The sequence below is a fragment of the Kitasatospora sp. NPDC002227 genome, assembly GCF_040296285.1.
GTDB lineage: Bacteria > Actinomycetota > Actinomycetes > Streptomycetales > Streptomycetaceae > Kitasatospora.
Genome location: NZ_JBEOWY010000043.1, coordinates 47,821 through 68,653, shown reverse-complemented (window position 1 = coordinate 68,653; position 20,833 = coordinate 47,821). Strand labels below are relative to the sequence as shown.

15 protein-coding genes are annotated in these 20,833 nt (G+C 73.6%); 8 read left to right on the top strand and 7 right to left on the bottom strand.

Translation table 11 applies throughout. The annotated features are described in order from the left end of the window. Positions 1-149: 149 nt before the first annotated feature. Positions 150-1,139: an alpha/beta hydrolase gene (locus tag ABT095_RS29320; RefSeq protein ID WP_350532561.1), complete on the bottom strand. Its 990-nt coding sequence runs from the start codon at positions 1,137-1,139 to the stop codon at positions 150-152. A gap of 199 nt (positions 1,140-1,338) precedes the next feature. Beyond that, entirely contained in the window at positions 1,339-2,526 is a 1,188-nt protein-coding gene (locus ABT095_RS29315) for a CapA family protein (protein ID WP_350532560.1), read from the bottom strand. Positions 2,527-2,662: 136 nt separating this feature from the next. Here ABT095_RS29315 and ABT095_RS29310 point away from each other — a divergent pair, with 136 nt between their 5' ends. Continuing rightward, positions 2,663-3,601 carry a phosphotransferase family protein gene (locus ABT095_RS29310; protein WP_350532559.1) on the top strand — a complete coding sequence of 313 codons (939 nt, stop codon included), beginning with the start codon at positions 2,663-2,665 and terminating at the stop codon, positions 3,599-3,601. On the opposite strand, the gene ABT095_RS29305 is transcribed toward ABT095_RS29310, so the two are convergent. Further along, positions 3,562-5,529, bottom strand: coding sequence for an ArnT family glycosyltransferase (locus ABT095_RS29305; RefSeq protein WP_350532558.1), 1,968 nt, complete (start codon positions 5,527-5,529; stop codon positions 3,562-3,564). The genes ABT095_RS29310 and ABT095_RS29305 overlap by 40 nt on opposite strands. Positions 5,530-5,654: 125 nt before the next feature. Then, a complete protein-coding gene (locus ABT095_RS29300) occupies positions 5,655-6,926 on the bottom strand; it encodes an ATP-binding protein (RefSeq protein ID WP_350532557.1) in 1,272 nt (423 codons plus the stop codon). A gap of 163 nt (positions 6,927-7,089) precedes the next feature. On the opposite strand from ABT095_RS29300, the gene ABT095_RS29295 reads away from it, so the two are divergent. After that, on the top strand, positions 7,090-7,770 hold the full coding sequence (locus ABT095_RS29295) for a ribonuclease H family protein (protein ID WP_350532556.1): 681 nt from the start codon (positions 7,090-7,092) through the stop codon (positions 7,768-7,770). Positions 7,771-7,780: 10 nt separating this feature from the next. On the opposite strand, the gene ABT095_RS29290 is transcribed toward ABT095_RS29295, so the two are convergent. Then, positions 7,781-8,896 carry an FAD-dependent oxidoreductase gene (locus ABT095_RS29290; RefSeq protein ID WP_350532555.1) on the bottom strand — a complete coding sequence of 372 codons (1,116 nt, stop codon included), beginning with the start codon at positions 8,894-8,896 and terminating at the stop codon, positions 7,781-7,783. 82 nt (positions 8,897-8,978) lie between these two features. On the opposite strand from ABT095_RS29290, the gene ABT095_RS29285 reads away from it, so the two are divergent. Further along, positions 8,979-9,659: a TetR/AcrR family transcriptional regulator gene (locus ABT095_RS29285; protein ID WP_350532554.1), complete on the top strand. Its 681-nt coding sequence runs from the start codon at positions 8,979-8,981 to the stop codon at positions 9,657-9,659. A 9-nt stretch (positions 9,660-9,668) separates the two neighbouring features. On the opposite strand, the gene ABT095_RS29280 is transcribed toward ABT095_RS29285, so the two are convergent. Both ABT095_RS29280 and ABT095_RS29275 read right to left on the bottom strand, forming a co-directional pair. Further along, a complete protein-coding gene (locus tag ABT095_RS29280) occupies positions 9,669-10,646 on the bottom strand; it encodes a helix-turn-helix domain-containing protein (protein ID WP_350532553.1) in 978 nt (325 codons plus the stop codon). Between the two features lie 202 nt (positions 10,647-10,848). After that, positions 10,849-12,369 carry a phosphatidylinositol-specific phospholipase C domain-containing protein gene (locus ABT095_RS29275; protein ID WP_350532552.1) on the bottom strand — a complete coding sequence of 507 codons (1,521 nt, stop codon included), beginning with the start codon at positions 12,367-12,369 and terminating at the stop codon, positions 10,849-10,851. Positions 12,370-12,595: 226 nt separating this feature from the next. On the opposite strand from ABT095_RS29275, the gene dacB reads away from it, so the two are divergent. From dacB to ABT095_RS29250, 5 genes are all read left to right on the top strand, one after another. After that, positions 12,596-14,215, top strand: coding sequence for a D-alanyl-D-alanine carboxypeptidase/D-alanyl-D-alanine endopeptidase (dacB, locus tag ABT095_RS29270; protein ID WP_350532551.1), 1,620 nt, complete (start codon positions 12,596-12,598; stop codon positions 14,213-14,215). A 103-nt stretch (positions 14,216-14,318) separates the two neighbouring features. Continuing rightward, complete coding sequence (locus ABT095_RS29265) at positions 14,319-15,923, top strand: phospholipase D-like domain-containing protein (RefSeq protein ID WP_350532550.1); 1,605 nt, start codon at positions 14,319-14,321, stop codon at positions 15,921-15,923. A gap of 174 nt (positions 15,924-16,097) precedes the next feature. After that, positions 16,098-16,934: a PP2C family protein-serine/threonine phosphatase gene (locus ABT095_RS29260; protein WP_350532549.1), complete on the top strand. Its 837-nt coding sequence runs from the start codon at positions 16,098-16,100 to the stop codon at positions 16,932-16,934. Between the two features lie 93 nt (positions 16,935-17,027). Beyond that, complete coding sequence (locus ABT095_RS29255) at positions 17,028-18,035, top strand: MASE1 domain-containing protein (RefSeq protein ID WP_350532548.1); 1,008 nt, start codon at positions 17,028-17,030, stop codon at positions 18,033-18,035. Positions 18,036-18,168: 133 nt separating this feature from the next. Continuing rightward, positions 18,169-20,817, top strand: a complete 2,649-nt coding sequence (locus ABT095_RS29250; RefSeq protein WP_350532547.1) for a glycoside hydrolase family 31 protein — start codon at positions 18,169-18,171, stop codon at positions 20,815-20,817. Positions 20,818-20,833 lie beyond the last annotated feature (16 nt).

Sequence of the window (20,833 nt, the reverse complement as noted above, 5' to 3'; positions counted from 1 at the left end):
GGTGTTGTCCCGGGGGGCCGGGCCGGCGGCCGGCACCCCGGCGGCCCCGGCCGGGGCCGCCGGGACGGCGACCGCCAGCAGCGAGGCGGCCGCCGCCAGGGCGAGCCGCGCGGCGCGGCGGGGGAGGGAGACGGACACCCGGGCCGCCCTCAGGCCTTGCGCAGGCGGTCGATGATGCCGTCCAGGTCGAGCTGGAACATGTCGGGCCGGATGATGTGGCCGCCGGGCACCTCGTGGGCCTCGTACGGGATGCCGGCCCGGTCGAGCAGCGGGCGGAACTCGCGGTGCCCGGCCAGCACCTGGGTCTCGTTGACGGTGCTGAACCAGTCGACCGGGTCGGGGCTGGTACCGGCCACCAGGAAGACCCGCTTGTTGCGGTAGCTCTCGATCCGCTCCACCGGGTTGTCGGCGCTCACCCGGGCCTGGTCCCACAACGGCACGCCGTAGATCGTGCCGCCGCCCAGGTCCAGCGCGGCGGAGGAGGCGTTGGCCCAGTGGGCGACCAGGCCGTTGTCGCGGCGCAGGCTGGCCGGGCCGGAGTGGGCGCTGACCGAGGCGAAGTGCCCGTAGTACTTGGCGGCGTACTTGAGCGCGCCGAAGCCGCCCATCGAGAACCCGGCCACCGCGCGGCCGTCGTACTCGGCGTAGGTGCGGAAGTTGGCCTCGACCCAGGGCAGCAGCTGGCCGATGTGGAACTGCTCCCAGTTGCGCGGGCCCACGTTCGAGCTGACCGGGTTGGAGTACCAGCCGGCGTGCCCGCCGTCCGGCATCACCACGATGATCGGCTTGCCGGCGGTCCAGTCCCGGATGCCCGCCCGGTCGAAGGTGATGAAGTCCTGGTCGGTGCCGCCGCCGTGGAACAGGTACAGCACCGGGTAGGTGCGGCCGCTCCAGTGGTAGTCGTCCGGAAGGAGGATGTTGACGCCCGGGTTCCAGCCGATCGCGGCGGTCTGGAAGCGGTAGTACCACATCCGCGGGTCGCTCTCGTTGCGGTCCACGATGGTCAGGCCGAAGCCGTTGTCGGACGCCGCCGCGGGCTGCGCCGAGGCCAGCGCGCCCGCGCTGCCGAGCGCCAGCGCGGCGCCGAGCCCGCCGGCGGACTTGAGGATGTTCCTGCGGGTGGGGTGGTTCGCGGTCACGGTGACCTCCGGGGGAGCGTGACCCGGCGGCCGTCCGGCCGCCGGGAGTCGAGCGGCCCCGACGGTAGTCAGGCGCCTCGCGGCCCGGAATCCGGAACCATCCGGGGTGACAGCATCCGCCGGGCCGGGGAGACTTGATCATTCCCGGTCCGGCGAGGTCGCAGCCGAGTCGGCGCCGGGTTCCGGTGGGGCACCCTGCTCAGGCGCCACGCCGCGGGCGGAACTCGGTGAGCCCGGCGGCGGCCGCGCCCCGGCTGAGCACGATCTCCCGGATGTGGGCCAGGGCCCGGGCGTAGTCGGCCCGTTCCGGATGCCGGGCCACCGCCTCGGCGAGGCCGATGACCCGGTAGGGCGGCCCGAGGTCGGTCAGCTGCGGGACGAACTCGGCCTTGGTGACCGCCCAGCGCCGGCCCGGCCCGGCCGGCGGGGAGACGGTGAAGCGGGCGATCGAGCTCCAGTTGCCCCGCGGGTCCTCCGCCCCCGTGTAGTCGAACATGTGCCCGGCGAGCTGGTCGCCCATCCCGTAGACGGTCCAGGTGCCGTTGACCTTCTCGTACGCCTGCGGGATGTGCGCGTGGGTGCCCAGGATCAGGTCGATGTCGGGCGTTCCCGGCTGCTGGCCGGCCGTCAGCTCACGGGTGAGGGTCAGCTGCTGCTCGTTCGGCTCGTCCTGCCACTCGGTGCCCCAGTGCAGGCTGACCACCACGAGATCCGCCCCGGCCGCGCGGGCGGCCCTGGCGTCGGCCAGGATCCGGTCCCGGTCGATCAGGTTGACCGCCCAGGGCTGCCCGGCCGGCAGCGGGATGTCGTTGGTGCCGTAGGTGTAGGCGAGGTGCGCCACGGTGGCGCCGTGCACCCGCAGCAGGGCGGGCTTCCCGGCCTCCTCGGCGGTGCGGGCCGAGCCGGTGTGCCGCAGGCCCACGGCGTCCATGGCGTCCAGGGTCCGGCGGATGCCGGCCGGGCCGTCGTCCAGCGTGTGGTTGGAGGCGGTGTCGCAGGCCGCGTAACCGGCGTCCTTGAGCGCCCGGGCGACCTGCGGCGGCGACTTGAAGGCGGGCCAGCCGGTGAACGGCCCGCCGTCGGGCCCGTACACCGTCTCCATGTGACAGATCGCCAGGTCCGCCCCGGCCACCAGCGGGCTGATGCCCGCGAGCATCTTGGTGAAGTCGTACCCCGTGCCACCGGCGTCCTCGGCGGCCTGGGCGATGATCTCCTTGTGCGGCAGCACGTCGCCCGAGGCGAGCAGGGTGAACGGCCGGGGCCCGGCGGGTGCGGAGGCGGAGCCCGTAGTGGCCGGCGGGGGCGCCGGTTCGGGCGCGGCGCAGCCGGCGGTGAGCAGGGCGGTGGTGAGCAGGGCGGCGGTCAGGGCCAGAGCCGGCAGACGCATCAGGAGCCACCTCGCAGTCGGGAACTCCGACTATGCACCCGCCGCCCCACCGGGCCCGACCGCCCGGCGGCGAGTCGCCCGCGGCCCGCCGGAAAACCCCCGGACGTCGCAGCCTCCCGGATGATCGGGTGGCCTGGTGACCCAACGACACGAGGCGTCGACCGTCCGGCCGGCCACCCTGGCCTGGGTGCGGCGGCAGCTGGGGGCCGGCGAGCGGATCGTCGGAGCCGAGGCGCTGCAGGGCGGCATCACCGCCGAGGTGCGGCGCCTGACCGTCGCCACGCCGGACGGGGGTAGGCGGTACCTGGTGCTGCGCGGCTTCGCCGGGCCGGCCGAGGACGGGCCGAGCAGGGAGGCCGTCGCACTGACCCTGCTGGCCGGGACGGACGTGCCGGCGCCCGCGCTGGTCGCGGTCGACGCGACCGCCGCGCACTGCGAGCAGCCGTCGCTGCTGGCGACCTGGCTGCCGGGCCGGCCCGTCCTCGCCGACCGGGGGCTGGTCGCCCGCCTCCCCCTGCTGGCCCGTCAGCTGGTGGCGATCCACGCGGTGCGGCCCGCCGAGGCCGAGCGGCCCCGGCCGTACGTGGCGCTGTCCACCGCCGACACCGCCGTCCGCCCGCCGGGGGCCGACTCGGCGGTCTGGGCCGAGGCGGTCACGGTGGTCCGCCGGCCCCGGCCGCCGTACCAGGGCCGGTTCCTGCACCGGGACTTCCACCCGGGCAATGTGCTGTTCGACGGGCCGGGGATCACCGGAGTGGTCGACTGGGCCACCGCCTCCTGGGGCCCGGCCGACCTCGACGTGGCGCACTGCGCCGTCAACCTCGCGCTGCTGCACGGCCCGGAGTGGGGGCTGCGGTTCGCCGAGGCGTACCAGGAGGCCGGGGGAGCGCTCGCCGCCGACCCGGACGAGCGGCGGTACTGGCTGGTGCGGGACGCGCTGGCCTGCTCGGAGGAGCTGGCGCAGATCGCCCGGCCGTGGCGGGCGGCCGGGCGGCCGGAGCTGACCACGCGAGCGGTCGGGCAGCGGCTCGATGCCTACCTCGCCGCACTGCTGGACACGCCGCCGCAGCGGTAGAGGTGCTGCGGGCCGGCCGGGGCGCAGCTGCTCCGGACCCAGTCGGTCACCGCCGCCCCCGGGCCGCCGCCGCTCTCCCGGCCGCCCTCGCCGAGCAGGACGAACCGCAGGTCACCGCTGCTCACCAGCGACTCGACCTGGGGCAGCGAGGGCGAGGGCACCTGGCCGGTGAAGCCGCCGATCGGCAACACCTTCTTGCCCGTGGCCAGGATGTACGGCGAGGAAGCGGACCAGCTGGTGGTCGCGAACAGGTAGCGCGCGCCGTCGGCATGGGCCTCGGTGTAGTCGAGGACCAGGCGCTGAGCCGTGGTCAGCCCGGACTCCCCGGCGAACGCGCCCTCCGGGGCGCCGTGGCCGAACCCGTGGGCGGCCTGCGGCCCCACCGTGCCCATGCCGGAGTTGCCGTACGCCGGGTCGAGCACCGAGGCGGCCCAGGCGCCGGGCGGCAGCAGCATCGCGGCCAGGGCGGCCATCAGCCCGGCACCGGCGATCCGCAGCCGGTGCGCGCCGAACCGGGCGCTGCGCCCCGCCGCGAGCAGCACCAGGGCGAGCACGCCGAGCCCGAGCGCGGCCGGGGCCAGCCAGGGCAGGAAGGCGGGGAACAGCCGGGCCAGGTACGCGGCCCAGCCGACCGTCCCGGCCACCGCGACGGGCAGCGCCCAGGCGCGCCGGCCGCCCGCGCGGAAGCCGCGTGTGAGCAGCACCGTACCGGCGCCGAACAGGGCGGCCAGCGGGGTGGCGATCACGCCCAGGTAGTAGCTGTGGCCGCCGATGCTGCCCGCGCTGAAGACCAGCAGGAAGACCGCCAGCCAGCTGCCCCACAGCAGGTACCCCGCGCGCAGCCGGTCGGTGCGCGGCTCCCGGCGCCGCCACAGCAGACCGCAGCAGAGCGAGACGGCGGCGACGGGGTAGAGCCAGCCGGTCTGCGGGGCGAACTGGGCGCCGAACATCTTGCCCCAGCCGCCGTCCGACCCGTGGCCCGGGCCGCCGGGGCGGCCGGTCGGCCCCGCCTGGCCGGTCGGCCCCGCCTGGCCGGCCGGCCCCGCCGCGCCGGGCCGACCGTGCCACATGTCGCCCATCGGCCCGCCGCGCCCGGAGGTCACGCTGCCGGTCTCCGCCGCGCTCAGCCCCACCGAGGTGAACCGGTTCAGGAAGTTGTAGCCGACCACCATGCTGTACGCCGAGTTGTCGGTGGTCCCGTCGATGTACGGCCGGTCGGCGACCGGGACGGCGGTGGCCATCAGCATCCAGGAGGCCGAGACCCCCACCGCGACCAGCCCGGCCAGCGCGAGGTGCCCGAGGCGGCGGCGCAGCCCGGTCGGCGCCGAGACCAGGTAGGCCAGCCCGAGCGCCGGCAGTACGGCCCAGGCCTCCAGCATCTTGGCCTGGAACGCCAGACCCACCCACACCCCGGCCAGCACCAGCGTGCGCGGCCGCGCGTGCTGCGCGGCGCGCTGGGTGGCCTCGGCCGCGAGCAGGAGCAGCAGCGTGAACAGCGGGTCCTCGACGGCGGTGCGGAACAGCCCGGCCAGCGCCGGGGTCAGCGCGAAGGCCGCCGCCGCGAGCAGCGCCGCGTTCACCCCGGCCCAGCGCCGGACCGCCCGGTGGAGCACCAGGACGCAGAGCACCCCCTCGAAGGCCTGCGGCAGGGTCAGCGCCCACGGGTGGAATCCGAACACCCGGGCCGAGACCGCCTGCGGCCACAGGAAGCCCGGCAGCTTGTCGAGGGTGATGCTGTTCGCCGGGTCGTAGGAGCCGAAGACGAAGGCCTTCCAACTGAGCGTCATGCTGCGCACCGCGTCGGCGTAGAACACGTGGTAGGTGCTGCGGCTGATCCCCCAGAAGTACAGCACCCCCGCGACCAGGGTGATCCCGAGCAGTGCCGGCCGGGCGTAGCGTGGAGTGACGGGTGTAGCACTGGTAGTCATGGGTCGATCCTCTGCGCGGTTCACGGAAGGACCAGGACCAACGGACCGGTGCGGTGAAACCCTGACCGGAACGGGGGGAACATTTTGCCCCCGTCGCGGCGTGATCCCGCTTCGGTGACGGTGGCTCAGACCCGGGCGTGGGTGGCGATGTCGGCGGTGAACTCCTCGACCATCTCGCCGGTGACGGTGCGGCGGCACTGGGCGATCGCGGTCAGGAAGTCCCCGGTGCCCGCCCCGGCGGGCAGCTGCTCCGCGCCGTCGGCGGCGAGGTCGCGCTCGAAGGCCGCCTGGGCCGCCGCCCGGGCCGCGTGCTCGATGTCGGCCGGGGTGAACAGCTCGCTCGCGGCGACCAGGGCCGCCAGGTCCACCTCGGTGCCGGGCCCGGTGTACCGGGACCAGATCGCGTGGCGGGCGGCCTCGTCCGGGGTGCCGATCGGGATCACGTAGTCGAACCGGCCGTGGCGCAGGAAGGCCGGGTCCAGCGAGCGGACCGAGTTGGTGGCGCAGACCAGCAGCCGCTCGTCCCCCTCGCGGAAGCCGGGGATGAGCTTGAGCAGCTCGTTGGTGACCCCGTGCATCGCCGAGGCGCCGGTGCGGACCGGTGCGAGCTCCTCGACCTCGTCCATGAAGACCAGCACCCGCTCCAGCTCGGCGATCCGGGCGAAGGCCTCGCGCAGCCCGGCCGCCAGACTGCCTTCGTCCGCCAGCCGCGAGGGCAGCAGCTCCACGAACGGCCAGCCCAGCCGGGAGGCCACGGCGCGGGCGAAGGTGGTCTTGCCGGTGCCGGGCGGGCCGAACAGCGCGATCGCGCGCGGCGGGCGGACACCGTGCCGGGCGGCCCGCTCGGGCTCGGCCAGCGGGAGCACCACCCGGCGCTCGATCAGCGTCTTCTCGGTCGTCATCCCGGCCACGCCGTCCCACAGCCCCTCGGGCAGCAGCCGACCGCCGAGGTCGGCCAGCACGTCGGCCGAGCCGCCCGAGCCGGGCTCGGTCTTCTCGAAGTAGGCGACGGCCGGCCGCCGCACGTACCCGGCGTTGGCCAGCCCGTCGCCCAGCAGCTCCTCCTGCGGGAGCACGTAGGCGATCCGCCGCACCCGGGCCGCCACCAGCCGGCGCTCCAGCTCGCGCAGCAGTGCGCTGGCCAGGCCGCGGCCGCGCCAGGCCGGGTGGATGGCGATCCGCATCACCCAGGCGCGGTCGCCGCCGAGCTGGGCCAGCGCCGCGCCGATCGGCACCGAGCCGTGCACCGCGACCACGGCGGGCCGCCGTTCGGTCAGCGCCGCGATGCACTCGGCCAGCGAGAACACCGACTCCTGCCCCAGCTCGGCCGTGCTGTCGATCAGGTGGACGACGGCCGCCAGGTCGTCCTCGCGGTAGTCGTGGATCAGCCAGTTCACCGGTGGCCCTCTCTGAAGTGCGTTCGGGTTCCGGTGACCCTAGGCGCGCCCGGCGCCGCCGTGCCCGCGCCACCTCGGACAAGTGACCGGGTACGAACCGTACGAGCGGGCGGTGGCGTGCCCTGGGCACCGGGCCGGTGCGCTCTGCTGGCATGATCGAGCCATGGTTGAACGAGTCATTGCAGCGTGCGACGGAGCGGCGAAGGGCAACCCCGGGCCGGCGGGCTGGGCGTACGTGGTCGCCGACAGCGCCGCCGTGCCGCAGCGCTGGGCGGCCGGGGCGCTCGGACACAGCACCAACAACGTCGGGGAGCTGACCGCCCTTCAGGAGCTGCTGGCCTCGACCGACCCGGCCGCCCCGCTGGAGGTCCGGCTGGACAGCACCTACACCCGCGACGCCGTCACCAAGTGGCTGGCGGGCTGGAAGCGCAACGGCTGGAAGACCGCGGCGGGCAAGCCCGTCGCCAACCAGGAGCTGATCCGGCGGATCGACGAACTGCTGGAGGGCCGTGACGTCACCTTCGTCTACGTCGCGGCCCACCAGGTGAACGGCGACCCGCTGAACGCCATCGCCGACAAGGCCGCCAGCGACGCGGCCCGCACCCAGCAGGGCGCCGCCGGCACCGCGGCCGACCTGCCCGATCCCGACCCGCAGAGCGCCGCCCCCGCCAAGCCGCGCCGCACCGGCACCACCACCACCAAGAGCTCCGGCAAGGCCACCGCCCGCACCCTGGCCGCCCGCTTCCCCGGTACCTGCCCCTGCGGCCGCGCCTACCCCAAGGGCGCCGCCATCACCAAGGTCGGCGCCGGCTGGGGCCACCCGGAGTGCGCGGCGGCCCACTGACGGCCGTCGGTCAGCCGCCCTGGAAGAAGGCGGCCATCCGGCGGGCGGCGTCCGGGGCGGCCAGGACCTGCTGGGCCTTCGCACACTGGCGGGCGACCTCTCCGGTGCGGTCGAACATCTCGCGTTCGTAGGCCGCGACGGCGGCGGGGAGGTCGGCCGGGTGCCCGGCCAGGGCGAGGCCGAGGAGGGCGCCGTCGAGCAGGGCCATGTTGGCGCCCTGGCCGACCGGCGGCATGAGGTGTGCGGCGTCGCCGAGCAGGGTCACGTCCGGTGCGGACGGCCAGGTGAGGCCGGCCGGGAGGGTGGCGAGTGCGCGCGGCACGACCGGGCCGGTACTGGCCTCGATCAGGGCGACGGACCGTTCGTGCCAGCCGGCGTACAGCTCGGTCAGCCGCCGCCGGGCGGCCGCCGGGTCGTCGAACGGGATGCCGGCGGTGGCGAACCAGTCCTCGGGCGTGCGGTAGAAGCCGAGGTAGACGCGGACCCGGCCGTCGCCGTTCCGCTGCGCCGCCAGCGACTGCCCGTCACCGAGCACCCAGTAGTTGCCGCGTCCGACCATCGCCGCGAGCTCGGGGTGGGTGCGGTCGATGTCGGGGATGCCGAGCTCCACGACGTGCTGGCCGAGGTGGCTCGGCCGGGCCGCGGTGAGCAGCGGGCGGACCAGCGAGTTCGCGCCGTCCGCACCGACCAGCAGCTCGTACGGCGCCGCGGGGCCGTCGGCGAAGTGCAGCAGGCCGCCCTCGGCGCGCTCGAAGGCGTGCCCCCAGCGGACCGTGCCGGCGGGGAGCGAGTCGAGGAGCAGGTCGCGCAGGTCGGCGCGGTCGACCTCGGGGCGGGCGAGCGGGGCGTCGTCCGGGGTGTCCTCCTGGTGCAGCAGGGTGCCGTCGGGCTCCAGGAGCCGCATGTCCTGCCCGGCGCCGCGGGCGATCGCCCGGAATCCCTCGGTCAGGCCGGCCAGTCGCAGGGCCCGCTGCCCCGTCTCCGTGTGCAGGTCGAGCATGCCGCCCTGCCCGCGCGCGCCGCGTGAGGCCTCCCTTTCGTACACCACGGCGGTGATGCCGTGCACGTGCAGCACCCGGGCCAGGGCCAGGCCGCCCAGGCCCGCTCCGACGATCGCGATGGTCATGCTTCCCCCTCTGATTCACCGTATCGGTCGATACACTGTATCGACGGCGGCACCGTATCACCGACCGGGTATTCTCGGCGCCATGTTGGTATGGGAGAGGCCGGAGCCGCCGCACCGCCCGGTACCGGGGCCGCTGAGCCGGGAGCGGATCGTCCGGGCGGCGATCGGGCTGGCCGACGCGGACGGCCTGGAGGCCGTGTCGCTGCGCAAGGTCGCCGGCGTGCTGGGGGTCGGGCCGATGCGGCTGTACGGCTACCTCGACACCAAGGACGAGCTGCTCGACCTGATGGTCGACGAGGTGTACGCCGAGATCCGGCCGAGCGGGCAGGGGTGGCGCGAGACGCTGCGCTCCCAGGCGGAGGCCACCCGGCAGGCGGCCCACCGGCACGAATGGTTCGCCGACCTGCTCGGCGGGCGGCCGCACCTGGGGCCGAACACGCTGGCCGCCGGGGACGCGGTGGCGGCCGGGCTGGGCGGGCTCGGCCTCGAGGTCGCGGTGCCGGCGATAGCGGCCGTGCAGGCGTACGTGATCGGTGCGGTGCGCCGGGAGATCGCCGAGCGGCGCGCCGAACGGACCACCGGGCTGGACAAGGAGCAGTGGCGGGCCGCCGCCGGCCCCTACCTGCGGCGGATGCTGGCCACCGGCCGCTACCCCGCGCTGACCGAGGTCGTCCACGACGGCCCGCACCTGGACGCCGACCGGACGTTCCGGGCCGGCCTGGACTTCCTGCTGGACGGCATCGGCGCCCGGCTCGCGGGCTGAGCCGCGGCCTCAGAGCGCGGCCGGCCGCGGGATCCGCTGGTAGAGCACCCGGTGGGAGGAGCGGCTGCGGCGCAGCAGGCCGGCGCGGTAGAGGATCTGCAGGTGGTAGGAGATGGTGCCCGCGCTGCGGCCCAGGTGCTCGGCCAGCTCGGCGGTGGTCCTCGGCTGGGTGAGCTGGGCCAGGATCTGCGTCCGGGTGGTGCCGATCAGTTCGTCCGTCGTCGGCTCCAGCGTGCTCTCCGACTCGATCGCGGGGTAGATGACCAGCGGGGCGCGCGGGTCCGGCACCCCGGCGGGCTCGCCCGCGCAGACGATCGGCGTGTCCACGAAGATGCTCGGTGCGAAGATCACTTCCTCGGCGTCGAGGTGGACGTCGTGGCGGCAGATGTCCACCTCCAGGCGCCCGTCCTGCCAGGTCATGTTGGGACTCAGCCGGCCGACGGCCGAGGCGAGGCCCTCCCGCACGATCGTGGTCGAGCGGGCGGCGACGTCCCCCTCCAGGCGGGCTCTGATGCCGTGCCAGTCGGGGGCGAGCAGGTCGGTCCAGAACTGCTCGAGCTGGTCGGCGACGAGCTGCGCGACGTGTGACTCGCCCTGCTCCATGGCGGCCAGCAGCAGCCGCGGCGCCTTCCGGTCGGAGGCCGGATCCCAGGAGTGGCCGCCGACGGCCGAGGCCAGCTCGAACCGCAGCCGCTCGGCCGAGGTGGTGGCCACCCGGTGCAGCACCGTGTCCACGTCGGGCTGGAAGCAGGCCAGCTCGGGCCGGGGGAAGTCCGGTACGTAACCGAGCGGCCCACCGCCGCAGATCACCGCGAGCAGGCCCAACTGCCGGGTGCGCAGCACCTCGTCGACCCGGGCGCGCCAGCGGGGGCTGAGCGCGTGGGGCCGCCGGCCCCGGACCAGCAGCACATCCGTCGCGGTGTCCAGCGGCGACATCGCGAACCTGGCCCGGCTCAACCCCTGGGAGCCCAAGTCGATCCGGATCAACGAGCACCTCTCGCGGGTGGGGGAATTCGCCGTGCCGTTCGAACCTCATCGAATCACTCGGAGGCCCGACCGGGCCCGTGTTTGCATGAATCCCACAGAAGCGCGCGGACTTCGTCAGACCGAAAGGTGTTCTCCATGTCCGCATCCAAGCCGAACGGCCAGTGCTGGCCCGACGCGGTGAAGCGCCGGGCCGGTGGCCGGATCAGGCCGGGCACTTGCCCAGGACGACCTTGCCGCCCGACTGCGAGGCGGTGGCCGGATCCACCATCAGGCACAGGTTCGTCCACTTGTTGATGAACCGGTAGGCCGACTGGTCGGGGAGATTGGTGGGCATGATGTTCCACATCTGGTTGTCGGACATCCAGCGTGTCTCGCAGGGCCACCAGAACAGCTGGGTCCCGGCCGGCGGGGGAGTCCCGTTGTTGTAGGGGGCGGTCAGGCACTGGCCGTTGGCGGCCTTGATGAAGAAGTAGCCCATGCCGTCGAAGGTGGACGGCTGGGCGGCCTGCCACTGGTGGCTGCTGGGCGGGCTGCTCTGGCAGGCGCGCTGCTGCACCACACCGCCCTGCCCGGAGCTGTCGAACTCGGGTCCGCGGGTCATGCACCGGCCGTACTTGCTGTCCACGTAGGTCCGGTCGGACTTGACCACCCAGATCGCCGGGCTGCCGCCCCTGGCCTCGTAGTACCGGTTGCGGGCGATGATGTCGTGCACGAGCGCCCAGCCGGGGAAGTCCATCATGACGATGCCCAGCCGGCGGTTGGCGCTGTCGCCGTTGAGGTAGTTCATCAGCCGCAGGTTGACGCCGTCGACCCAGACCAGGTCCTTGCCGCGCAGGACGCCGTAGCCCCCCGCGTACTCGGAGGGGACGTGGTCGAAGGGTGCCCGGGACGCGGAGGTGTAGGTCACGAAGGTCTGGTTGGCGGGGGCCGAGCCTGCCGCGGCGAGGTTCTTGTTGACCAGGCTCCACTTGGCCGGGGCGTCGGCGGCGTTCCAGGTGTCCTCGGTGTGGTCCGAGAAGCCGTTGAGGCCGTAGGAGCCGCCGTTGGCGGCGTTGAAGACGGACAGCACGATCTTGCCGCGGGCCTGGCCCAGTGTCGGCGGGTCGCTGCGCCTGCCGTTGTTGTAGAACAGCCCCGCGTACTGCTTCGCGTAGGTGTCGAAGAGGGCGGTGTGGCTCGCCGTCGGGTGGTCGTCCGAGCAGCTGCCGAGGGAGCCGTCGCACTCGGCCCGCAGGCGCATCAGGATGGTCTCGCCCCGGTGGGCCGAGAGGAAGGCCTTCGCCTTGGTCAGGACGTCGTCGAAGTTGGCGTTCTGGTAGAAGGCGCCGTGGTGGATCACGAACTTGTCGTTGATGATGCGGACCCGGATGTCCACCGCGCGGATCCCGCGGTCCAGCTGCGCGGACAGCGTCGCCGCGCTGTCGCCGAAGTCCTGCTGCGTCTGGACGCTGGAGCCCCCGTGCACGGCCAGCGTCTCGTGCGTGCCGGGAATGGACATCGCCGTCAGCGGTGTGGTCGCCCCCACCCGGCTCATCCAGTCCTGCTGGTCGGCCGAGCCGAGGTTCTGGAAGGCGTCGCGGTTGTCCGTCCCCTCGGCCAGGGCGGCGTGCGGAGCGGCCAGCGGGGCCAGGGCCAGGGCGAAGGTCGCGACGGCGGTCACCGCGGTGGACCGCGCCAGGCGGCGCAGGCGCCGGAAGGCGGGCGGGGAGGGAGCAGTAAGCATGAGTGCCCTTCACGATCGGGAGACGGGATCAGATCGTCTCCCGGCCGCCGGAACTGACGACAGAGCTGCCGGGGCACCGTACGGCAGGCGGAAGGGCAGGGCGGTGGCGGGCGGGCAGCGGCAAGGATAGGGAAGATCATCTGATAGTCAATCAAATGATAATGTGCTGGCAAAACGGGGCGTGGGCGAAGCACTCGCCCCGGCGACCCCGAAAACAGGAGCATCCGTGCCCGCACGTCTGTACCGCCGCGGCCTGCCGCTGGCGGCCGCCGCCCTCGCCGTCTCCCTGCTGGCCGTCTCGGCCCAGGCCGACAACCCGGCCCCGGCCGACGCCACGCTGACCGCCGACCTGGACGCGCTGCTGTCGGACGCCCGCCTCGCCAACGCCCAGGCCGGCGTGCAGGTGCTCGACGCCGACTCCGGCCAGGTGCTGTACGCGCGTCAGCCGGGTGCGCTGCTCACCCCCGCCTCCACCCTGAAGACCTTCACCTCGACCGCCGCGCTCGACCTGCTGGGCGCCGACTACAGGTTCACCACCGAGGTCCGCACCACCGGCGACACCTACGGCAGCCTGCTGGACGGTGACCTGGTGCTGCGCGGCGGCGGCGACCCCAGCCTGCTCGTCCAGGACCTCGACGACCTGGCCGCCAAGGTCGCGGCGACCGGCGTGACCACCGTCACCGGCCGGGTGCTCGCCGACGGCACCCGCTACGACTCCACCCCGTACGGGCCCGGCTGGGCCTGGGACGACCAGCCGTACTCCTACAGCCCGCAGATATCCGGCCTCACCGTCTCCAGCGACGCCGAGTACACCATGGACTCCGTCCAGGTGACGGTCACTCCGGGCGCGGCAGGGGAGAACGCCAAGGTGGCCCTGGTGCCGGCCGAGGCGCCGATGAAGCTCACCGGCAGCATCACCACCGGTGCGGCCGGCAGCGGCGCCACCGCCGACGTCGAGCGCCGGCGCGGTGCCAACGAGCTGCAGCTCACCGGCAGCATCGCGGCGGGTGCCGCGCCGGTCACCTACTGGGAGACGGTCGAGGACCCGGCCACCTTCACCGGCAAGGTCTTCGAGGGCGCGCTGGCCCGGCACGGCGTGCGGGTGCTGCGGGGGGTCAAGGCCGCGACCGGCACCGAGGACTCGCAGCCGCTGGTCTCGCACGACTCCAAGTCGCTGGCCGAGCTGGTCGTCCCGATGCTCAAGGTCAGCAACAACGGCATGGCCGAGCAGCTGACCAAGGAGCTCGGCAAGGTCAAGGGCGGCAAGGGTGACTGGCCGACCGGCATCAACCAGATCAAGGCCTTCCTCAAGGCCAACGGCCTGGACGCCCCGGCCGGCCGGCAGGTCGACGGCTCCGGCCTGTCGCGCTACGACCTGACCACCCCCGCCAAGATGGCCGGGCTGATGAAGGTCGCCCGGACCAAGCCGTGGTTCGACGCCTGGTACAACGCCCTCCCGGTGGCGGGCAACCCCGACCGGATGACCGGTGGCACGCTGGCCGCCCGGATGCGCGGCACCAAGGCCGAGAACAACGTGCACGCCAAGAGCGGCTCGATGAGCGGCGTCGACAACCTGACCGGTTACGTCACCGCGCCCGACGGCCGCAAGCTGGTCTTCTCGGTGATGGTCAGCAACTTCGCCGGCACCAGCCCGCGCCCGGTCATCGACGCGATCGCCGTCCGCCTCGCCACCGGCCCGGCCGCCGCCCCGTCGAGCGCCCCCGCCACCCCGAACGCGCCCGCCTTCGCGCCCCGCCTGAAGTCCCTGAACGCCCCGGCCGCGTCCACCGCCACCCCCGAGGGCGGCACCCGCTGGGAGGACTGCGAGACCCTCGGCCACTGCTGATGACCCGTCAGACGGCGGGTTGGAACAGTGATTACCGGTAAGTAGCATCTTGATGGCCCACGGATGAACTGTGGGCCGTCACCATGCTCCGAAGGAACGTCACGTGTACCGATCCGGCTTCCGCCGTCCCGGCCGCCTGCTCTGCGCCGCCCTCGCCGCCGTAGCGGCCTCCGCCCTCTTCGCCGCCCCGGCCCATGCCGACACCGGGGCGGCGGCCAGCCACCTCGACGCCGTCGAGCAGGTGCTGCGCGAGGTGTCGCCGGGCCTGGAGGGGACGGTCTGGGAGCGCACCGAGGGCAACGACCTCGGCGACGGCTGGCTGCTCCAGACCCCCGGGTGCTGGGGCGACGCCGCCTGCGCGGACCGGCCCGGCACCCGGGCCCTGCTGGCCCGGACGACCGCCGACGTCGCAGCGGCCAAGCGCACCGTGGACGTCTCCACGCTCGCGCCCTTCCCGAACGGCGGCTTCGAGGACGCCCTGGTGGCCGGGCTGAAGGCCTCGGTGGCGGCCGGGAACCGGCCGGTGGTGCGGATCCTGGTCGGGGCGGCGCCGGTCTACAACGCCAATGTGCTGCCCTCGCGCTACCGGGACGAGCTGGTGGCCAAGCTCGGCCCGGCCGCCGCCTCGGTCAGCCTGAACATCGCCTCGATGACCGCCTCGCGGACGGCCTTCTCCTGGAACCACTCCAAGCTGCTCGTGGTCGACGGACGGACCGTCATCACCGGCGGCATCAACGGGTGGAAGGGCGACTACCTCGACACCACCCACCCCGTCTCGGACGTCGATCTCGCCATGAGCGGGCCCGCCGCCACCTCCGCCGCCCGCTACCTGGACACCCTCTGGGAGTGGACCTGCGGCCGGACCGGCCTGTTCGACAACGCCTGGTTCGCCTCCTCCGACGGCGGCGACTGCCGCCCCTCGGTCGAGCGGGAGCTCAACCCGCCCGCCACCGCCACCGGCGGAGTCCCGGTGATCGCGGTCGGCGGCCTCGGCGTGGGCATCAAGGACGCCGATCCCGCCTCCACCTACCGACCGGCACCGGTGGCCGGGGCGGCGGACGCCAAGTGCAGCCCGCTCACCCTGCACGACAACACCAACGCCGACCGCGACTACGAGACGGTCAACCCCGAGGAGAACGCCCTGCGTGCCCTGGTCGGCAGCGCGCGGCAGCACATCGAGATCTCCCAGCAGGACCTGAACGGCACCTGCCCGCCGCTGCCCCGCTACGACGCCCGCCTCTACGACGCGCTGGCCGCCAAGCTGGCCGCCGGGGTCAAGGTCCGGATCGTGGTGAGCGACCCGGCCAACCGGGGCGCCGTCGGCAGCGGGGGCTACTCGCAGATCAAGTCCCTCGCGGACATCAGCGACGTGCTGAAGGCCCGGCTCGCCAAGCTGACCGGGGACAGCGCCAAGGCCGCCGCCGTGCTGTGCGGCAACCTCCAGCTCGCCACCTTCCGGGCCGCCGACAGTGCCACCTGGGCCGACGGCCACCCGTACGCACTGCACCACAAGCTGGTCTCGGTCGACGGCTCGGCCTTCTTCATCGGCTCGAAGAACCTCTACCCGGCCTGGCTCCAGGACTTCGGCTACATCGTCGAGGACACCGGCGCGGCCGCCCAGCTCGACCGCGAGCTGCTCGCCCCGGAGTGGCGCTACTCCCAGGCCGCCGCCACCGTCGACTGGTCGACCGGCCGCTGCGCCGGCTGAGGCGGGCCGCGGCGCCGGGTGTGATGCACATCACCATCCGGTCCGCCACGGGCCCGCCCGGGCGCGGGGCCGAACGGGTGAGGTGAGAATGGGACGTGTGCGGCAGGGGCCCCTGCCGCCGCCCTTCTGCTGCCCTGCCGCCGTCCGCGCGCCGACGCCGCCCCGGAGCCGCCCATGACCCGTCGCCGTTCCTCCCACCCCGCGAGTGCGAACGAGCTCCTCGGCCGGCTCGAGCGGCTCACCGCCCAGGCGCTCGAGCACGTCGAGCTGCAGCGTGCCAGGGTCGAGCTGGCCATGGCGCTGCAGCGCGAGATGCTCCCGGCCGCGCTGCCCGGCCTGCCGGGGCTGCGCGCCGCGGCCCGGTACTCGCCCGCGCGGCACGGACTGGACATAGGCGGCGACTGGTACGACGGCTTCGTCTTCCCGGACGGGACGCTCGGGCTGTCCATCGGCGACGTGCAGGGCCACGACGTCGAGGCGGCCGTGTACATGAGCCAGGTCCGGATCGGCCTGCGGGCGATGGCCACCGCCTCGAGCGACCCCGGCGAGGTGCTGAGCCGGACCAACGAACTGCTGCTGTCGATGTCCGAGGGCCTGGGCGAGGGGATGTTCGCCACCTGCTGCTTCCTGCACTTCGACCCCGTGAGCCGGGTCCTGTCGACCGCCCGGGCCGGCCACGTCCCGGCCGTCTGGGCGAGCGCCGACGGCCGGTCGGGGGTGGAGGACACCGAGGACACGGCGTACGTGGGGCTGCCGCTCGGCATCGAGTCCGGCGAGGTCTACCCGGTGACGCGGCGGCGGTTCTCCGGCCCGGAGGCGGTGGTGCTGGTCACGGACGGCGTGGTCGAAGGGCCGTCGTTCCCGCTCGAGACGGGCCTGGAACACGTCCTGCAGAAGGTCCGCGCCGGGGTCGGCACCGACCCGGGCGAGCTGGCCGCCGAGGTGATCAAGGTGGCCGACCTCACCGGCCACCAGGACGACGCCGCCGTCCTGGTGATCTGCCACGAGTAGACGGACCCCAGGCCCGGTCCGGCCGCCAACGGGTGATCGTGCTGGGGCCGCCGGGCGTGTCACGGCCGGGGCCGGGGGCCGGAGTGCGGTCTGATGGCTGCTGTGCTGCGCAACACGGAGGCCAGGAGAGCCGCGGGAGCCGTCCTGTCGATGCTGGGTGTCGCGCTCGGGTACTGGGCGGGGGGCAGGCTCGGCCTGCTGGCGCAGGTCGTGGTCGGGGGCGTGCACGTCACCCCGCTCTGGCCGCCGACCGGGGTCGCGGTGGCCGGGCTGCTGCTGTTCGGCCTGCGGGTGTGGCCGGGGATCGCGGCCGGCGCGCTGCTGGTGATCGCGGGATTCGGCCCGCTCAACCTCTACTCCGTCGCCATCGCGGCGGGCAACACGCTCGCTCCGGTGGCCGCCGTCCTGATACTCGCCCGGGTCGGCTTCCGGGTGGAGCTCGACCGCCTGCGGGACGGCGTGGCGCTGGTCTTCCTCGGGGCGCTCGCCTCCACCCTGATCAGCGCGAGCGTGGCCTGCCTGGTACTGCTCGCCGACGGCGCGCTGCCCGACGGCCAGTTCTGGCCGGTCTGGTCGGCCTGGTGGACCGGGGACGCGATGGGCGTGCTCGTGGTCACCCCGCTGCTGCTCGCCGCCCACGCCGCCCGGCTGCCCCGCGAGGTGCCGCCGCACCGCTGGGCCGAGGCCGCCCTGCTGCTGGCCAGCACCGCCGCCGTCGCGATGCTGGCGACCCGCAGCTCGCTCTCCCTGCTCTTCCTGGTCCTCCCGCTGGTCATGTGGGCGGCCCTGCGCTTCCAACTGGCGGGCGCCGCGCCGTGCGCCCTGGTGGTCTCCGTCGTCGCCGTCCCCGCGGCCGTCGACCGGGCCGGTCCGTTCGAGGGCCACGGCCTGCTCGCCACGATGGTCGTCCTGCAGGCCCTGAACGGTGCCGCGGCTCTGACCGGCCTGCTGCTCGCCGCCGTCACCACCGAGCGCGACAACACGCTGAGGACCATCGAGCAGGCCTGCCAGGACCTGGCCGAGGTGGTGCACCGGCTCGCGCCGAGCGAGGCGACGCAGCTCTGGCTCCCGCCCGAGACCGAAGGCCGGCAGACGGACTGACCGGAGTCCGGTTTCTCCGTCGAACGGTTGACATGCTCTCAGTTGGCCGCGAATCTTGGTGCGCAACTCCCCGATTTCAATCAACTTTGAGCAGCCGCATGCACCAACTGCTCACCCGACGGGAGACTTCCTCGTGCGCCCACTCCGAACCCGGCTCCGGCGGTCAGCGCTGCCCGCCGCCGTCCTCACGGTCACGGCCCTGGCCGGGCCGGCCCTGCCCGCCCACGCCGCCACCCCCGCCACCGGCGTCCTCGACCCCGCCCACGCCGACCTGACCTGGCAGAGCCCGGTCTTCGACAAGGGGACCCTCGGCGGCCCCGAGACCTGCCCGCAGGGCAGCACGGCCTGCGACCGCTTCGACCTGACCGTCAACGTGCCGAGCGGCTACTGGGCCGACAACCCCGAAGGCGGGGTGCCGATCTCGATCCAGTGGCAGGACGGCAGCAACGACTTCGACCTCTACGTCTACGACGCGAGCGGCAAGGAGGTCGCCGAGAGCGCGGGCACCGCCGACCCCGAGGCGACGGTCATCCCCAGCGCCTCCGGCACCTACCACGTCCTGGTCGTCCCGTACGACGTGCACGCCGCGCAGTTCACCGGCCACGTCTACCTGCCGCAGACCACCGACGCCGGCAACCTCACCTCCTTCAGCGGCTCCGGCGGCAGCTACGACATAGCCGCCGGCACCCTCAAGGCCAAGGTGGACTTCCTCGCCGACGACCAACTCCGGCTCCAGGCCGCCCCCGACGGCGTCCTCACCGACCCGGCGGGCAGCACGATCGTCCGCAAGCAGCCCGAACCCCAGCGCGACACCAGCTCGTTCGACGCCGGGGCGTACTACGGCATCCGGTCCAAGGACGTGGTGCTGCGGGTCTACAAGCAGCCGCTGCGCTTCGCCCTCTACAAGGCGGACAACCAGAGCGTCGTCTGGCAGGAGAACGCGCCGCTGCGCTGGTCCACCAGCGGCCTGCGGCAGAGCCTGACCCGCGGCGCGGACGAGCAGTTCTTCGGCGGCGGCGAGCAGAACGGCAGCTTCTCGCACCGCGACCAGGTGATGCACGTCGCCAACAACTTCAACTGGAACGAGGGCGGTTACAACAACTCCCAGCCGTTCTACGTCTCCAGCGCCGGTTACGGCGTCTTCCGCAACACCTTCGCGCCGGGCATCTACGACTTCGGCCCCTCGGTCCGCACCGGCCAGCAGGAACGCCGCCTGGACGCCTACTACTTCCTCGGCGACACCAAGTCCGTCATCGGCAAGTACACCGCGCTGGTCGGAAAGCCGTTCATGCCGCCGGTCTACGGCCTCGAGCCCGGCGACTCAGACTGCTACCTGCACAACGCCAACCGCGGCGAGCGGCACACCACGGACGCGCTGAAGGTCGCCGACGGCTACGTGCAGAACCAGATGCCGCTCGGCTGGATGCTGGTCAACGACGGCTACGGCTGCGGCTACGAGAACCTGCCGCAGACCGGCGAGGGTCTGCGAAAGGACCACGCCCAGCTCGGCCTGTGGACCCAGAACGGCCTGCCCAACCAGGCCGAGGAGGTCAAGGCGGGTGCCGTCGTCCGCAAGCTGGACGTCGCCTGGGTCGGCAACGGCTACGACTTCGCCCTCAACGCCTGCGACCAGGCCAAGGCCGGCATCGAGAACAACAGCGACGCCCGCGGCTTCGTCTGGCTCCCGGTCTCCTGGGCCGGCGCGCAGCGCTGCGGCGTGCTGTGGAGCGGCGACCAGAGCCTGTCCTGGGACTACATCCGCTGGCAGATCCCGACCTACGCCGGGGCGACCATGTCCGGCATCGCCTACGACACCGGCGACGTCGGCTCGATCTTCCGCCACGACCCCAAGATGTACGCCCGTGACCTGCAGTGGAAGGCGTTCATCCCGACCATCATGACGATGGACGGCTGGGCCAGCGACATCACCACCAAGAAGCCGCACGACCAGCAGCCCTGGCTGGACGGCGAGCCCTACACCTCGATCAACCGCAAGTACCTGCAGCTCAAGGAGCGCCTGCTCCCGTACATGTACACCCTCTCGCACGAGGCCACCGGCACCGGCATCGGCGCCGTCCGCCCGCTCGCCCTCGAGTACCCGGACGACCCGCAGGCCCTCGGCGCCACCTACGAGTTCCTGGCCGGCCAGGACTTCCTGGTGGCCCCTGTCTACAGCGACACCAGCACCCGCGACGGCATCTACCTGCCGGCCGGCACCTGGACCGACTACTGGACCGGCCGCACCTACCAGGGCCCGACCACCGTCAACGGCTACTCGGCCCCGCTCGACACGCTGCCGCTGTTCGTCAAGGGCGGTTCCATCGTGCCGATGTGGCCGCAGGGCACCACCTCCTGGCAGACCCGCGACAAGGCCGAACTCGACTACGACCTCTACCCGCAGGGCGACACCGCCTACACCCTCTACGAGGACGACGGCACCACCCGCCAGTTCGCCGGCGGCGCCTCGGCCACCCAGCAGGTCGAACTCCACGCCCCCGGCGGCGGCCAGGGTGCGACCGTCGTCAAGATCGGTGCCAGCACGGGCAGTTACACCGGCAAGCCGGCGGCCCGGGCCTACCGCCTGACCGTCCACGAGGCGAAGGCCCCGCGCCAGGTCGTCACCGAGGGCGGCCCGCTGCGGCAGCTCGGCTCCGCCGACGCCCTCGCCTCGGCCGCCTCGGGCTGGTACTTCGACGCCGCCACCGGCGTGACCCAGATCAAGACCCCGTCCGTCTCCACCGACCAGGCCTTCACCGTCAACCTGATCCACGGCGGCCGCTGACCGCCCGGCCGGGCCC

What these genes read in the sequence shown, in the direction of transcription:
- ABT095_RS29315 (WP_350532560.1), bottom strand. Translation starts at nt 2,526, where the DNA reads ATGCGTCTGCCGGCTCTGGCCCTGACCGCCGCCCTGCTCACCACCGCC.
- ABT095_RS29305 (WP_350532558.1), bottom strand. Translation starts at nt 5,529, where the DNA reads ATGACTACCAGTGCTACACCCGTCACTCCACGCTACGCCCGGCCGGCA.
- ABT095_RS29295 (WP_350532556.1), top strand. Translation starts at nt 7,090, where the DNA reads ATGGTTGAACGAGTCATTGCAGCGTGCGACGGAGCGGCGAAGGGCAAC.
- ABT095_RS29290 (WP_350532555.1), bottom strand. Translation starts at nt 8,896, where the DNA reads ATGACCATCGCGATCGTCGGAGCGGGCCTGGGCGGCCTGGCCCTGGCC.
- ABT095_RS29285 (WP_350532554.1), top strand. Translation starts at nt 8,979, where the DNA reads ATGTTGGTATGGGAGAGGCCGGAGCCGCCGCACCGCCCGGTACCGGGG.
- ABT095_RS29275 (WP_350532552.1), bottom strand. Translation starts at nt 12,369, where the DNA reads ATGCTTACTGCTCCCTCCCCGCCCGCCTTCCGGCGCCTGCGCCGCCTG.
- ABT095_RS29260 (WP_350532549.1), top strand. Translation starts at nt 16,098, where the DNA reads ATGACCCGTCGCCGTTCCTCCCACCCCGCGAGTGCGAACGAGCTCCTC.
- ABT095_RS29255 (WP_350532548.1), top strand. Translation starts at nt 17,028, where the DNA reads ATGGCTGCTGTGCTGCGCAACACGGAGGCCAGGAGAGCCGCGGGAGCC.